General features: G+C 58.9%; 12 protein-coding genes. 9 read left to right on the top strand and 3 right to left on the bottom strand.

Annotated elements, in window-relative coordinates; translation table 11 throughout:
* Positions 1-9: 9 nt before the first annotated feature.
* Complete coding sequence (locus ACB042_RS18305; protein WP_371178869.1) at positions 10-2,274, bottom strand: methyl-accepting chemotaxis protein; 2,265 nt, start codon at positions 2,272-2,274, stop codon at positions 10-12.
* A gap of 219 nt (positions 2,275-2,493) precedes the next feature.
* Entirely contained in the window at positions 2,494-3,198 is a 705-nt protein-coding gene (locus ACB042_RS18300; protein WP_005357335.1) for a GntR family transcriptional regulator, read from the bottom strand.
* A 282-nt stretch (positions 3,199-3,480) separates the two neighbouring features.
* On the opposite strand from ACB042_RS18300, the gene ACB042_RS18295 reads away from it, so the two are divergent.
* Positions 3,481-5,070, top strand: coding sequence for an alpha-glucoside-specific PTS transporter subunit IIBC (locus ACB042_RS18295; RefSeq protein WP_371178876.1), 1,590 nt, complete (start codon positions 3,481-3,483; stop codon positions 5,068-5,070).
* Complete coding sequence (locus ACB042_RS18290) at positions 5,067-6,392, top strand: 6-phospho-alpha-glucosidase (protein WP_371178868.1); 1,326 nt, start codon at positions 5,067-5,069, stop codon at positions 6,390-6,392. The genes ACB042_RS18295 and ACB042_RS18290 overlap by 4 nt, the downstream gene beginning before the upstream one ends.
* Positions 6,393-6,456: 64 nt before the next feature.
* Here ACB042_RS18290 and ACB042_RS18285 read toward each other — a convergent pair whose 3' ends face one another.
* Entirely contained in the window at positions 6,457-7,461 is a 1,005-nt protein-coding gene (locus tag ACB042_RS18285) for a substrate-binding domain-containing protein (RefSeq protein ID WP_005355925.1), read from the bottom strand.
* Positions 7,462-7,895: 434 nt separating this feature from the next.
* Between ACB042_RS18285 and ACB042_RS18280 the strand changes: the two genes are divergently transcribed.
* The 7 genes from ACB042_RS18280 to glpG all read left to right on the top strand — a co-directional run bounded on the left by ACB042_RS18280 (position 7,896) and on the right by glpG (position 14,140).
* Entirely contained in the window at positions 7,896-9,017 is a 1,122-nt protein-coding gene (locus ACB042_RS18280) for a branched-chain amino acid ABC transporter substrate-binding protein (protein WP_005339442.1), read from the top strand.
* 66 nt (positions 9,018-9,083) lie between these two features.
* The gene (gene livH / locus ACB042_RS18275) at positions 9,084-10,010 is read left to right on the top strand and encodes a high-affinity branched-chain amino acid ABC transporter permease LivH (protein ID WP_005339439.1); all 927 of its coding nucleotides are present in this window, start codon (positions 9,084-9,086) and stop codon (positions 10,008-10,010) included.
* Positions 10,010-11,278 (top strand): high-affinity branched-chain amino acid ABC transporter permease LivM, encoded by a 1,269-nt coding sequence (locus tag ACB042_RS18270; protein ID WP_043825923.1) that lies wholly within the window; start codon positions 10,010-10,012, stop codon positions 11,276-11,278. Before livH ends, ACB042_RS18270 begins: the two co-directional genes overlap by 1 nt.
* A gap of 100 nt (positions 11,279-11,378) precedes the next feature.
* The gene (gene livG, locus ACB042_RS18265; RefSeq protein WP_371178867.1) at positions 11,379-12,152 is read left to right on the top strand and encodes a high-affinity branched-chain amino acid ABC transporter ATP-binding protein LivG; all 774 of its coding nucleotides are present in this window, start codon (positions 11,379-11,381) and stop codon (positions 12,150-12,152) included.
* A 10-nt stretch (positions 12,153-12,162) separates the two neighbouring features.
* Positions 12,163-12,864, top strand: coding sequence for an ABC transporter ATP-binding protein (locus ACB042_RS18260; protein WP_005342433.1), 702 nt, complete (start codon positions 12,163-12,165; stop codon positions 12,862-12,864).
* 122 nt (positions 12,865-12,986) lie between these two features.
* The gene (gene glpE / locus ACB042_RS18255; RefSeq protein WP_005355913.1) at positions 12,987-13,310 is read left to right on the top strand and encodes a thiosulfate sulfurtransferase GlpE; all 324 of its coding nucleotides are present in this window, start codon (positions 12,987-12,989) and stop codon (positions 13,308-13,310) included.
* On the top strand, positions 13,307-14,140 hold the full coding sequence (gene glpG, locus ACB042_RS18250) for a rhomboid family intramembrane serine protease GlpG (protein WP_005342430.1): 834 nt from the start codon (positions 13,307-13,309) through the stop codon (positions 14,138-14,140). Before glpE ends, glpG begins: the two co-directional genes overlap by 4 nt.
* Positions 14,141-14,196 lie beyond the last annotated feature (56 nt).

Genomic DNA, 14,196 nt, shown 5'->3' with positions numbered 1-14,196 from the left:
CGCTCGTCATTAACGCTCCGGCTTGGTCATCTCCCGCAGCAACTGATCGATGCAGCCCACTACCTGCTCTGAGTTCTGCTCGATCTCGCGATAGAGCGCCTCCGCCTCTTCGTGCTTGTGCTGGTTTTTCAGCTCGATAATCTGCTGGATCACCTGATGCAATCTGGCGTGGGGGGCGGCCATCGCCCTGAAGGCGGGTTGATCGCCGCAGCATGCCTGACCTTCACTGAAGTACCAGTGGCCAAGGCGGCACTCCTTGTCACTGACCGCCTCGCTGCGCGACAGCCCCTCCTGCCCATCCAGATAGGCACGCACCCGGGTCTTCCAGCCCATGTGAGCGGCGCGGGCGCGACTCAGCACCATCCGCACGTTGGAACCATCCTGGAACTGCCCGGCCAGATCCCCCAGCTTGTCCACCAGGGTCGCCACATGGCTGGCGATATGGGCGGTATCCCGCGCTACCAGCGTGGTGGCCTGGGAGATCTCGTGGACGCTGACGATATTGCGGGTGATCTCGTCGCTCACCGAGGATTGCTCCTCCGAGGCGGCGGCGATCTGGGTGTTCATGTCGCGAATGCTGTTGACCGCCCCCTTGATCCGGCCGAGGGCTTCCCCCGCCTGATTGGCCCGCTCCACCGACTCCCCCGCCCGCGAAACGCTGTGTTCGATCATGGTCACCGTGGTGCCTACCGCCCGTTGCAGCTGCTCGATGGTGCCGCGGATCTCGGCGGTGGAGTGCTGGGTGCGCCCGGCCAGCGAGCGCACCTCGTCGGCCACCACCGCAAAACCACGTCCCTGTTCACCGGCCCGGGCCGCCTCGATGGCAGCGTTGAGAGCGAGCAGGTTGGTCTGCTCGGCGATGGACTGGATCACCGCCAGCACAGAGCCGATCTGCTCGCTGGCTTTGGCGACCTCTTTCACCGTGTTGCCCGCGCTGGCGATCTCCTCCGCCAGCTGTTCGATCATGTTGACGCTCTGCTGCACCACCTCATCGCCGGTGACCGCCTGATTGTCCGCTTCGTTGGCCGCTTCGGCCGCCTGTGCCGTGTTGTTGGCCACCTCGTGTACCGTGCTGGTCATCTCGGTCATGGCGGTGGCGAGCTGGGTGGTCTGTTCCTGCTGGCGCGTCATGCTGCCAAGGTTGCCCGCCGCACTGCGCGACAACCGCTCACTCTCGCCAGCCAGCTCCCCCAGAGTGGCGGTGAGCTGGCTGATGGTGTCGCGGATCTTGGCAACAAAGCCATTGAACGCCGACCCGAGGCGGCGGATCTCCTCCGGCCCCGCCACCGGCAGCTTGCTGCCGAGATCGCCGGAGCCATTGGCCAGCGCCTCCAGCGCCTTGACGCTGTCGAGCAGCGGTCGATTGATGCGATTGAGTGCGAACGCCATCACCATGGCAATCACCAGAGCCCCGACCAGAGAGATGATCGCCATCTGCCAGCCCTGACGCGCCAGATCGGCCACGACCAGACTGTGATCCCGGGTCAATTCGATGATACCGACCGCCTTGCCGGAGTAATCGCGCAGGGGTGCCGCCATCACCAGCAAATCACTCCCCTGTTGCGTCATATTGACGAAGCGTTCCTCACCGGCCAGTACCGGCTGATACCACTCCATCGCCTCACCAAGCCGGGATGTGCCAACCAGCGTCACCAGCTTGCCCTGTTCAAACAGATAGATGGCGAGCTGCACCTGCTTGTCCAGCAGTTGGCCAAACAGCTTTTCATCCAGGGCACGACCGAACTCCACCGAACCGACCGGCTGCCCGTTGAAGGTGACCGGCACGACCCCGCGCAAACCGGTACCAGCCACGCCAATCTCCAGCCCGCCAACGGCATGATGCTCACGATTCACCTCAACCACAGTGGGGCGAATGGCAGAGAGGTCATCACCGTGTTTTTCAGGCTTGTGTACCCGATAGAGGGAAGTGGCTGGCGGCAAGTGGAACTGGAACTGCTCGATCCCCTGCGCCTTGATGGCAGGCCAGAGCGGATCAAACAGATTGGCGAGGGCCTGCCAATCCTGGTCGGCCACCGCCCTGGCTGCATCCGGCCGCTGGGCGATCAGGGTCGCCGCCAGCACGGTTTCATGGCTGGTGTTTTTGATCACCGCTTCCACGTTCTGGAGCTGGCTCCGCAGTGCAGCCTGCTCGGCCGCGAGCGCCCGCTGGCGATTTTCAAACAGGTTAAAGGTAAGCAGCACCACGGCGAGCAATACGATGCCGCCAATTGCCAGCAGCGTGATCTGGTGACCCAGCTTGCGAGGGGGGAACATAAGACACCATCCTTGACAGTCATACCCAACCTACAGGATGGAACGGTTAAGTCGGGAGTCCATCAGAACTTAACCCTTTGTTGATATTGATCAAACGATTAACAGGCAAAATGCGAGGTGGGTCAAATGGGGGGAATATCCACCAGATAGAGGGCCATTCCCTGCTTCGTGAGAGGCCCTGCATCCAGCCAATAACCAACCCGCAGGCTGGCGAGCGGATTAACGAAAACGGTGCAGGTGGTAGTCGACATGGTAGTCGTTACCATTGCGGAACATGATGGAGTAGTTGAGGAACTCTCCGCTCTCGCTGTATGAGAGCGAGGTGAGCCGCAGGATAGGGGCCCCCTGCTCGATATGGAGCAGCTCGGCAGTAACCCGATCCGCCAGCACGGCACTGAAGCACTCATAGTTACCCGCAATCGCGATGCCGCACTCCCGTTCGATGTAGTCGAATTTGGACCCTTCCAGATGGGCGACCGACAGATTGCGAAACAGTCTGACCGGCATATAGCTCTCTTCCAGCAGCAGAGCCCGACCATCCACCGAGCGGATCCGGCTGGAGTAATAGACGGGTTCATTCACCTTCACCCTCAGCTGACTGGCGATGGCCGGTGGCGCAGGCATGGTGCGAAATTCCAACACCTGGCTGGTCAACGTGCGCCCCTGCTCGCGCATCAGTTCGGTAAACCCGCTCAGCCCTTTGGTCTCATGCTGGACATCCTTTTTCGTCACATAGGTGCCGCTGCCGTGGCGCCGCTCGACCAATCCCCACTCGATTAACATGTCTACCGCTTTGCGAATGGTCATGCGGGAGACACCATACTGTTCTGCCAGCGCTTTTTCGCCCGGCAACACATCTCCCACCCGGCACTCGGCACCGTTTACCCTGATCCTGAGTCGATCAGCCACCGATTTATAGATCACTGCTAGACATCTCCTGTGGTCACAACGCCAACCATCTTATTCTCAATGAAGTGGCTAAATTGCTTAAAAACAATAACTTAACTTTCAACTAAAGCTGCAAAAACATCACAAAACCAAGAGGTACAACAATATCGCAAAAGTTAGACATCTTTGTCTAAATAACTGCATGCGTCAGATCACATTATTCCAAGATATTTCATGAGGTCTCTTTTTATCGTTGCTAATTTGCATCTGGCAACACCGGCAAGGATTCGATTAGCTATTTCAACCAAGGGACAATATATGCTCAGTCAAATTCAACGTTTTGGCGGAGCAATGTTCACTCCTGTACTGCTTTTTCCTTTTGCAGGTATGGTAGTAGGCATTGCAATTATGCTGAAAAACCCGATGTTTGTCGGTGAATCACTGGCAAACCCACAAGGATTATTCTTCCAGATCATCCATATTATTGAAGAGGGTGGCTGGACAGTATTCAGGAATATGCCGCTGATATTTGCCATTGGCCTGCCAATCGGTCTGGCAAATAAGGCTCAAGCCAGAGCCTGTCTGGCTGTATTGGTCAGTTTCATGACCTGGAACTATTTTATCAACGCCATGGGAATGACTTGGGGCAGTTATTTCGGGGTCGACTTCAGTCAGGATGTGGGGGGGGAAAGTGGCCTCGCCATGGTGGCGGGGATCAAAACCCTGGATACCAGCATCATAGGGGCCATCGTCATCTCCGGCATCGTGACGGCACTGCACAACCGCCTGTTTGATCGCCAACTGCCGGTCTTTCTCGGCATCTTTCAGGGCAGCTCCTTTGTCGCTATCGTCGCCTTCTTCGTGATGATCCCCTGCGCCTGGCTGACCCTGCTTGGCTGGCCAAAAGTACAGATGGGTATCGCCTCCCTGCAGAATTTCATGCTGGTCTCGGGTCCGGTCGGGGTGTGGGTATATACCTTCCTCGAGCGGATTTTGATCCCGACCGGCCTGCATCACTTTATCTACGGCCCCTTCATCTTCGGTCCAGCGGCAGTAGAGGGGGGCATTCAGCTCTATTGGGCACAGCACATGCTGGAGTTCAGCCAGAGCACTCGCCCGCTGATTGAACAGTTCCCTCAGGGTGGCTTTGCCCTGCACGGCAACTCGAAGATTTTCGGTGCCATGGGGATTGCTCTGGCCATCTATGCCACGGCAGCCAAAGAGAACAAGGCCAAGGTGGCAGGCCTGTTGATCCCGGCCACCCTGACCGCCATTCTGGTCGGTATCACCGAGCCGCTGGAGTTCACCTTCCTCTTCATCTCGCCGCTGCTGTTTGCCATCCACGCCCTGCTGGCAGCCACCATGTCGACTGTGATGTACCTGTTTGGTGTGGTCGGCAACATGGGTGGAGGTCTGCTCGACCAGTTCCTGCCGCAGAACTGGATACCCATGTTCCACAACCATGCGGGAATGATGTTCACCCAGATCGCTATCGGGTTGGTCTTTACCGGAATCTGGTTCCTGATATTCCGCGCGCTGATTATCAGACTCAATCTTAAAACACCGGGCCGGGAAGACAGTGAAATAAAGCTTTATTCCAAGTCAGATTATCAGGCAGCCAAAAACCAGCGTGGTAGTGATAGTGCAACACAAATTATCGAAGCGCTTGGTGGAGTCAAAAATATACGCAGTCTGAATAATTGTGCCACCCGCTTAAGAATATCGCTGGTTAACAGCAAGCTAGCCGCTGCAGATGAGGAGTTTATTAAATTAGGGGCCCATGGTGTCGTCCGCCATGGCGATAGTATCCAGGTAATTATCGGTCTGCATGTACCTCAGGTACGTGAAAATATGGAATCGATTATGAACAACAGTCATCAACAATCGTCTTTAGTAATGGAGTCATGATCATGAAAAAATTCTCTGTAGTCATTGCCGGTGGTGGCAGCACTTTTACTCCTGGTATCGTTCTGATGTTGCTGGAAAATCAACATCGCTTCCCGCTCAAGGAGATCAAATTCTACGACAACGATGGTGCCCGTCAGGAGATCATCGCCGAAGCCTGCAAAATCCTGCTGAAAGAGAAGGCTCCCGAGATCGCCTTCAGCTATGGCACCGACCCCAAAGCAGCGTTTAGCGATGTAGATTTCGTCATGGCCCATATCCGGGTTGGCAAATATCCGATGCGCGAGCTGGACGAGAAGATCCCGCTGCGTCATGGCGTGGTCGGTCAGGAGACCTGCGGCCCGGGCGGTATCGCCTACGGCATGCGCTCCATCGGCGGAGTGCTGGAGCTGGTCGACTATATGGAGCAGTACTCACCCAATGCCTGGATGCTCAACTACTCCAACCCGGCCGCCATTGTGGCCGAAGCGACCCGTCGCCTGCGTCCCAACGCCAAAATCCTCAACATCTGCGACATGCCGATCGGGATCGAGGGGCGCATGGCCCAGATTGCCGGTCTCAAATCCCGCAAAGAGATGCGGGTACGCTACTACGGCCTCAACCACTTTGGCTGGTGGACCCGCATCGAGGATCTGGAAGGTAACGACCTGATGCCGAAGATCAAGGAGCACGTCGCCCGCCACGGCTATGTGCCCAATAGCGCCAGCCATGCCGAAGCAAGCTGGAACGATACCTTCGCCAAGGCAAAGGATGTGTGGGCGCTCGACCCGGATACCCTGCCCAACACCTATCTGAAGTACTACCTCTACCCGGACTATGTGGTGGCCCACTCCAACCCGGAACACACCCGCGCCAACGAGGTGATGGAGCACCGCGAGAAGCAGGTCTTCACCGCCTGTACCGACATCGTCAAGGCAGGCAATTCAGCAGCGGGCGAGCTGGAGATCGATGAACACGCCTCCTATATCGTTGACCTGGCAACCGCTATCGCCTTCAACACCCAAGAGCGGATGTTGCTGATCGTTCCCAATCGCGGCGCCATCCCCAACTTTGACCCGGAAGCCATGGTCGAGATCCCCTGCCTGGTCGGCAGCAGCGGACCTGAGCCGCTGCAGGTGGGCAGCATCCCGCTGTTCCAGCAGGGCATGATGGGCCAGCAGGTCGCGGTCGAGAAACTGGTGGTCGAAGCCTGGGTTGAGCACTCTTACCAGAAACTGTGGCAAGCCATCACCCTCTCCAAGACAGTGCCCAGTGCATTGGTGGCCAAGTCCATTCTCGATGACTTGATAGAGGCCAACAAAGCCTACTGGCCGAAACTGAAATAAACCGCCCATAAACAAAAACCCCCTCGTGACAGAGGGGGTTTTTCGTGTTGGCAACGGGTGCGGATTAACGCAGAGGTTTGACCGAGCGACGGACGATCAGCTCGGGCTGTACCGTCATCGATTCCACTTCCAGCTCCTTGTTGCGGATCCGGCTGACCAGATGCTTCACCGCCAGCTGGCCCAGTTCGGCCTTCGGGTGGCGGATGGTGGTCAGCGGCGGGCTGGAGAAGCGCGCCATCTCCACATCGTCGTAGCCGATGATGGAGATATCGTCCGGCACCTTGACTCCCGCTTCCCAGGCAGCGCAAATCGCGCCGATCGCCATGGGATCGTCGAAGGCAAAGACCGCGGTCGGACGAGGCTGCAGGGCCAGGATGCGCTGCATGGCATCGAAGCCGCTCTGGCTCTCGTAGTCCCCTTCAAAGACCTGTTCATCTTTGAGGGTCAGACCGTGCTCGCCCAGCGCATCACGTACCCCGTCCAGCCGCTGCTGGGTGGTCGGCTTGGAGAGCTGGCCAGTGATGCAGACGATGTCGCGGTGCCCCAGCTCCAGCAGATGGCGTACGGCCATGCGGGCGCCGATGCGGGCGTTGTCGTTGATGACGTTGGCGAAATCGCACTCCGTGCCCCAATCCAGTACCACCTGCGGCACGTTCTTGTGGATGCGCAGCATGTCGCGCAACGGGGTGTCGATATCGGTACCCAATACCAGCAGTCCATCCACCCGTTTTTCCATCAGCATTCTCAGGTAATGCTGTTGGCGAGGCGGCTGGTTTTCGGTGTTGCAGAGGATCAGGCTGTAGCCCTGTTCGAAGCAGTACGCTTCAACCCCTTGCACCACTTCTGCGAAGAAGGGGTTTACGCTGGTGGTCACCAGCATGCCAATGGTCTTGGTCGAATTTATTTTAAGACTGCGCGCTACCGAGTTGGGCGCGTAGTTGAGTTCTGCCACCGCCTCAATCACTTTCTGGGTCGCGTCTTCGCTGACCCGCCGAGTGTGGTTGAGCACATGTGAGACGGTGGAGATGGATACGCCTGCGCGCGAGGCGACATCCTTGATAGTGGCCATCTCTGTCTCCTGACTGTCAAAGGCGGAACATTAGCAGATTTCCCGAATAAAGGCTTGGTTTTAACGAGCTCTGCCACGGAATTGTCAATGCCGGCTAATTTAGGCGCTCATTTCTGTTTGCGCAAATGGATTCTGGTCAAAATGGGAGCGCTGTCAGAGTAAAATATCGCCAGATTAATCCTCTGGCGTTTGTCATAATCGCCTCTCGTTACCAAGATGTTAAGTCAACAAATCAAAATTAAGCTCTAATTAGCCGAAAATAACAGGTCATTTATTTCAAAATCCACCCATCCAACCCCCTCTGGTTAGTATCTTTAACAGCTTGTTATTGCCCCGTGAGGAATGATAGAACCATACCTATAGCCGGATGCACGGGATGTAGATCCGGAATGGCACACGGAAATGAAACAATCCACTGATTAAGGGACGAATCAATGCATAAGTTGAGCAAAATCACAGTTGGCGCAGCGGTTTCTTTGGCTCTGTTTGGATCGATCTCCATCGCCCACGCGGCAGACACCATCAAGATAGGTATCGCAGGCCCGGTCACCGGCCCGGTTGCCCAGTACGGGGACATGCAGTTCACCGGCGGCAAGATGGCGGTCGAGCAGATCAACAAGGCTGGCGGCATCAATGGCAAGCAGATCGAAGCGGTCGTCTATGACGATGCCTGCGATCCCAAACAGGCGGTGGCCGTCGCCAACAAGGTGGTGAACGATGGCGTCAAGTTCGTGGTCGGCCACCTCTGCTCCGACAACACCCTGCCCGCCTCCGACATCTATGAAGACGAGGGGATCCTGATGGTCACCCCCGCCTCCACCAACCCCAAGATCACCGAGCGCGGTTACCAGCTGACCCTGCGCACCATCGGCCTGGATAGCGATCAGGGCCCGACTGCCGCCAAGTACATCATCGAGCAGGTCAAACCCCAGCGCGTGGCCGTTATCCACGACAAGAAGCAGTACGGCGAAGGGATCGCTTCCAGCGTCAAAGCGGCGCTCGACAAGGCTGGCGTGAAAGTGGTGGCCTTTGAAGGGATCACCGCCGGTGACAAGGACTTCTCCGCCCTGATCGCCAAGCTGCAGAAAGAGAACGTCGATTTCGTCTACTACGGCGGCTATCACCCTGAGCTGGGTCTGATCCTGCGTCAGGCTGGCGAGAAGGGGCTGAAAGCCAAGTTCATGGGCCCGGAAGGAGTGGGTAACAAGGATATCTCCGCCATCGGTGGCCCGGCTTCCGAAGGCCTGCTGGTGACCCTGCCGAACAAATACGATCTGGTGCCTGCCAACGCCCCGCTGGTAGCGGCGTTCAAGGCCAAGGGTCAGGACTCCTCCGGCCCGTTCGTCTGGACTACCTATGCCGCGGTGCAAACCCTGGCAGCCGGTATCGCCAAGGCGGGTGAAGATGACCCGGCCGCCGTTGCCGCCGCCATCAAGGCTGCGCCGATCGATACCGTGATGGGCCCCCTGACCTGGGCACCGAACGGTGACCTGAAAGGCTTCGAATTCGGTGTGTTCCAGTGGCACGCTGACGGTACTTCCAGCCAAGTCAAATAATCTGCCTATCGGGGGTGAGTACGCTCACCCCCTCCTCTCTTTGCGGGCAAGTACAGGGAACGCAGTATGTCCGAACACCTCCTCTATCTGGTTCAGCAACTGCTGAACGGATTAACCATAGGCAGCACCTATGCGTTGATCGCCATTGGCTACACCATGGTCTATGGCATCATCGGCATGATCAACTTCGCCCACGGCGAGGTGTACATGATCGGCTCCTATGTCGCTTTTATGGTGATGGCGGGGCTCATGATGATGGGCATCGACAGCACCTTTCTACTGCTGGGGGGCGCCTTCCTGGTCAGTATCATCATCACCGGCACCTATGGCTGGAGCATCGAGCGGGTCGCCTACCGGCCACTGCGCGGTGGCAACCGGCTGATCCCCCTTATCTCCGCCATCGGCATGTCGATCTTCTTGCAGAACATGATGCGGATGGCTCAGGGCTCGCGGGATATCGCCATGCCCAGCCTGATCTCCGGTGGCTGGACCCTGGGGGGGGAGGATGGTTTTCAGGCCAGCCTCTCTTATATGCAGCTGATCATTTTCGTGGTGACTTTCATCACCATGCTGGCGCTGACCCAGTTCATCGGCCGCTCCCGCATGGGCCGCGCCTGCCGCGCCTGTTCGGAAGATATCAAGATGGCCAACCTGCTGGGCATCGACACCCACGTGGTCATCTCCATCACCTTCGTGCTGGGGGCCGCGCTGGCCGCCGTCGCCGGGGTGCTGCTCGGCATGTATTACGGCGTCATCAACCCCTACCTCGGCTTTATGGCCGGTCTGAAGGCCTTCACTGCCGCAGTGCTGGGCGGTATCGGCAGCATTCCGGGCGCCGTACTGGGCGGCCTGCTGCTCGGCGTGGTTGAAGCGCTCACCGCCGGTTATCTCAGCACCGAGTACAAGGATGTGATGGCGTTTGCCCTGCTCATTTTTGTGCTGCTCTTTATGCCCACTGGCATCCTGGGTCGTCCGGAAGTGGAGAAAGTGTGATGAAACATCAATTTATCCACGCCTGTATCGCCAGCCTGGTGCTGCTGGTGCTCTCCTTCTGGCTGCTCGGCTTCAAGCTGGAGACCGATGGCTCCAGCCTGCAGGTAGTGAGCCGCCTCGATGTGTCGCTGGCCTGGCTGCTGGGGGGAGCCACCATTGTTTTCTGGTTCCAGATGCTGCGCGGCCAGATCGCCAAGCTGTTTCAGGCCTCCATCAGCGGCTTCTCGGTCGGCTTCACCAAGCTGGTGCTGCCGAGCCCGGAAGAGGCGCCCAAGCTCTATAACCTCACCGCCGTGCTGGTGCTGCTGTTTGCGGTGAGCTGGCCCTTTATGGCCTCTCGCGGCGCCATCGATCTCGCCACCCTCACCCTGATTTACATCATGCTGGGGCTGGGGCTGAACGTGGTGGTCGGCCTCGCCGGTCTGCTCGATCTCGGCTATGTCGGCTTCTACGCGGTCGGCGCCTACAGCTATGCCCTGCTCAACACCTACTTTGGGTTGAGCTTTTGGGAGTGCCTGCCCATCGCCGGGCTGATGGCCGCGACCTTCGGCTTCCTGCTCGGTTTCCCGGTGCTACGGCTGCGGGGGGACTATCTGGCCATCGTCACCCTGGGTTTTGGCGAGATCATCCGCATCCTGCTCAACAACATGACCACCCTGACCGGCGGCCCGAACGGGATCTCCGGTATTCCCAAACCGACGCTGGGGGGGCTGGAGTTCAACCGCACCGTCAAGGATGGGGGCTTTGATACCTTCCACAACTTCTTCGGCATTACCTACAACGCCAACCACAAAGTGATCTTCCTCTACCTGATGGCGCTGGTGCTGGTGGTGGTGACCCTGTTTGTCATCAACCGCCTGCTGCGCATGCCCCTTGGCCGCGCCTGGGAAGCGCTGCGGGAAGACGAGATCGCCTGCAAATCGCTGGGGCTCAACCCCACCATCATCAAGCTGACCGCCTTCACCATAGGCGCTACCTTCGCCGGTTTTGCGGGTAGTTTCTTTGCCTCGCGGCAGGGCTTTATCAGCCCGGAATCCTTCGTCTTTATCGAATCGGCCATTGTGCTGGCGATTGTGGTGCTGGGTGGCATGGGCTCCCAGATCGGGGTGGTGCTAGCTGCCATCGTGATGACGGTGCTGCCGGAGCTGGCCCGCGAATTCAACGAGTACCGCATGCTGATGTTCGGCCTCTTGATGGTGTTCATGATGATCTGGCGGCCACAAGGACTGCTGCCGATGACCCGTCCGCATCTGGAGTTGAAGAAATGAGCACTCATCAGAAGTTCATAGATGTCTCTGATCTGTCGATGCGCTATGTGGCTGAATGGCTGGTAGTGACTCGCTCCACCTTGAAACGGGAGCTGAGAAAATGAGTACTAATCAAAAGTTATTGGAAGTCTCTGATTTGTCGATGCGCTTCGGGGGCCTGCTGGCCGTCAACGGGGTCAAACTGGATATCGACAAGGGCGAGGTGATCTCCATCATCGGCCCCAACGGCGCGGGCAAGACCACCATCTTCAACTGCCTGACCGGCTTCTACAGCCCGAGCGGCGGCACCATCCGCTACAAGGGTGAGGAGATCCAGGGGCTGCCCGGCCACCTCATCGCCCGCAAGGGGATTGTGCGCACCTTCCAGCACGTGCGGCTGTTCAAGGAGATGACAGCGGTGGAGAACCTGCTGGTTGCCCAGCACCAGCACCTCAACACCAGCTTTATCGCCGGTCTGTTCAAGACCCCGGCCTTTCGCCGTGCCGAGCAGGAGGGGCTGGAGCGGGCCGCCTTCTGGCTGGATAAAGTGGGCCTCAAGGATCTCGCCAACCGCGCCGCCGGCAACCTGGCCTACGGTCAGCAGCGCCGCCTCGAGATCGCCCGCTGCATGGCGACCCGTCCCGAGCTGCTGATGCTGGACGAACCGGCTGCCGGCCTCAACCCGAAGGAGACCGACGAGCTGGATGAGCTCATCATGAGCCTGCGGGACGAGTTCGGGGTCTCGGTGCTGCTGATCGAGCACGATATGAAGCTGGTGATGGGCATCTCCAACCGTATCTTCGTGGTCAGCCAGGGCACCCCGCTGGCCCATGGCAGGCCGGATGAGATCCGCAATAATCCGGCAGTGATCAAGGCCTATCTGGGCGAGTCGTAAGGACAAAAAGATGTTAGAACTTCGCAACGTATCGACCCACTACGGCAAAATTCAGGCACTGCACGATGTCAGCGTCGAGGTGAAAGAGGGGGAAATCGTCACCCTGATCGGTGCCAACGGCGCTGGCAAAACCACCCTGCTGATGACCCTCTGCGGCGAACCCAAGCCCAGCAGCGGCTCCATCTGGTTTGAGGGGGAACAGATCAGCTCCCTCACCACCGCCCGCATCATGCGCAAAGATATCGCCGTGGTGCCGGAGGGGCGCCGCATCTTCGCCCGCCTGACGGTGGAGGAGAACCTGCTGATGGGCGCCTTCTTCGTCGACAAGGCCGAGCAGCATGGCCTGCTGGATCAGGTGTTTACCTTGTTCCCGCGCCTGCACGAGCGCCTGCAACAACGGGCGGGCACCATGTCCGGCGGCGAGCAGCAGATGCTGGCCATCGGCCGTGCCCTGATGAGCAAGCCGCGCCTGCTGCTGCTGGATGAACCCTCGCTGGGGCTGGCCCCCATCGTCATCCAGCAGATCTTCGACACCATAGAGCAGTTGCGCCAGAAGGGGATGACCATCTTTCTGGTGGAGCAGAATGCCAACCAGGCGCTCAAGCTGGCCGACCGCGGTTATGTGCTGGAGAACGGCCACGTGGTGCTGCAAGACACGGGCGCCGCCCTGCTGGCCAACCCGGCAGTGCGGCAGGCCTATCTGGGCGGTTAACCCACTGACTCGCATGCCATATCAACAAGGGAGCCGCTGGCTCCCTTATCTTTTGTGGGGTTAGTTTGCGCCCAAGCTTGCGGTACACTGGCCCGTAATCAACCTATTCGCAGGACATCCCGATGGACCAGTTTGCCCATATCAATGCCCATGATGCCCACCAGAAACTGAGCGCGGGTGAAGCCCGTCTGGTGGATATTCGCGACCCGCAATCCTTTGAAGCAGCCCACGCGGTCGGCGCCTTCCACCTCACCAACGGCACCCTGGTGCGCTTTATGAACGAAGTGGATTTCGATACCCCGGTCATCGTGATGTGCTATCACGGCAACAGCAGTCAGGGGGCGGCCCAATACCTGCTGCAACAGGGTTATGACGAGGTCTACAGTCTGGATGGCGGCTTCGAAGCGTGGCGCCGGGAGTTTCCCATCGAGGCAGGCGAGGCATGATCCAGCTGCTGGTGCTCGACAACGCCCGCATGGCGCAGGCGCTGGTGGACTATCTGGCGACCCTGGGCATCTCCTGCGAGCTGACCCAGTCCGAGCTGGGGGTCACCATCTGGCTGGCGGACGAGCAGCGCCTCGCGCAGGCCCAGCTGGAGGTGAAGCGCTTTCTGGCCGAGCCGGGCCACCCGCGCTACATGGAGGCCTCCTGGCAATCCGGCCGCGCCGATGCCCGCATCGACTACAGCAAGGGGATGACGGATCCCATCACCGACTTCCTCCATCAGGCAGGGCCACTGACGCTGGTGGTCATCATCGCCTGTCTCGCCATCTACGGGATCGAGGCCATCGGCCTGCCCATCTACGACGAACTGGCATTCCACCCGACACTGGCCCAGTTCACCGACTGGCAGGCGTGGCGCTATTTCACCCCCGCCCTGATCCACTTCTCGGTGCTCCATCTGGTGTTCAACTTGCTGTGGTGGTGGTATCTGGGGGGCCAGATAGAGCAGCGCCTCGGCAGCGGCAAGCTGCTGATCCTGCTGCTGGTGGGCGCCGCCCTGCCCAATATCGCCGAGTTCTTTGCCAGCGGCCCGCTGTTTGGCGGCCTCTCCGGCGTGGTCTATGCCCTGCTCGGCTACTGCTGGCTGCGTAGCAAGCTGCAACCGGCCTGTGGCCTCACTCTGCCACCGGCACTGATGGGCTTTATGCTGTTCTGGATGGTGCTCGGCTTCTTCGACATGCTCGGAACCAGCACCGCCAACATCGCCCACCTGACCGGTCTGCTGGTCGGCCTGCTGCAAGGCTGGCTGGATCGCAACCACCAGCCGGGCTGATTTTTCAGCAGCCGCAGAAACGAGAACGCCGCCCCGAAGGGCGGCGTTTTTTTACG

Origin of the sequence: Aeromonas sp. S13(2024) (assembly GCF_041402405.1) — a bacterium.
GTDB lineage: Bacteria > Pseudomonadota > Gammaproteobacteria > Enterobacterales > Aeromonadaceae > Aeromonas > Aeromonas veronii.
This window is presented reverse-complemented; position numbering and strand designations above follow the sequence as displayed.

Bases quoted from the DNA above. Each gene is read 5' to 3' on its own strand.
- ACB042_RS18305 (WP_371178869.1), bottom strand. From the start codon at position 2,274: ATGTTCCCCCCTCGCAAGCTGGGTCACCAGATCACGCTGCTGGCAATT.
- ACB042_RS18295 (WP_371178876.1), top strand. From the start codon at position 3,481: ATGCTCAGTCAAATTCAACGTTTTGGCGGAGCAATGTTCACTCCTGTA.
- ACB042_RS18290 (WP_371178868.1), top strand. From the start codon at position 5,067: ATGATCATGAAAAAATTCTCTGTAGTCATTGCCGGTGGTGGCAGCACT.
- ACB042_RS18285 (WP_005355925.1), bottom strand. From the start codon at position 7,461: ATGGCCACTATCAAGGATGTCGCCTCGCGCGCAGGCGTATCCATCTCC.
- ACB042_RS18280 (WP_005339442.1), top strand. From the start codon at position 7,896: ATGCATAAGTTGAGCAAAATCACAGTTGGCGCAGCGGTTTCTTTGGCT.
- livH (WP_005339439.1), top strand. From the start codon at position 9,084: ATGTCCGAACACCTCCTCTATCTGGTTCAGCAACTGCTGAACGGATTA.
- ACB042_RS18270 (WP_043825923.1), top strand. From the start codon at position 10,010: ATGAAACATCAATTTATCCACGCCTGTATCGCCAGCCTGGTGCTGCTG.
- livG (WP_371178867.1), top strand. From the start codon at position 11,379: ATGAGTACTAATCAAAAGTTATTGGAAGTCTCTGATTTGTCGATGCGC.
- ACB042_RS18260 (WP_005342433.1), top strand. From the start codon at position 12,163: ATGTTAGAACTTCGCAACGTATCGACCCACTACGGCAAAATTCAGGCA.
- glpE (WP_005355913.1), top strand. From the start codon at position 12,987: ATGGACCAGTTTGCCCATATCAATGCCCATGATGCCCACCAGAAACTG.
- glpG (WP_005342430.1), top strand. From the start codon at position 13,307: ATGATCCAGCTGCTGGTGCTCGACAACGCCCGCATGGCGCAGGCGCTG.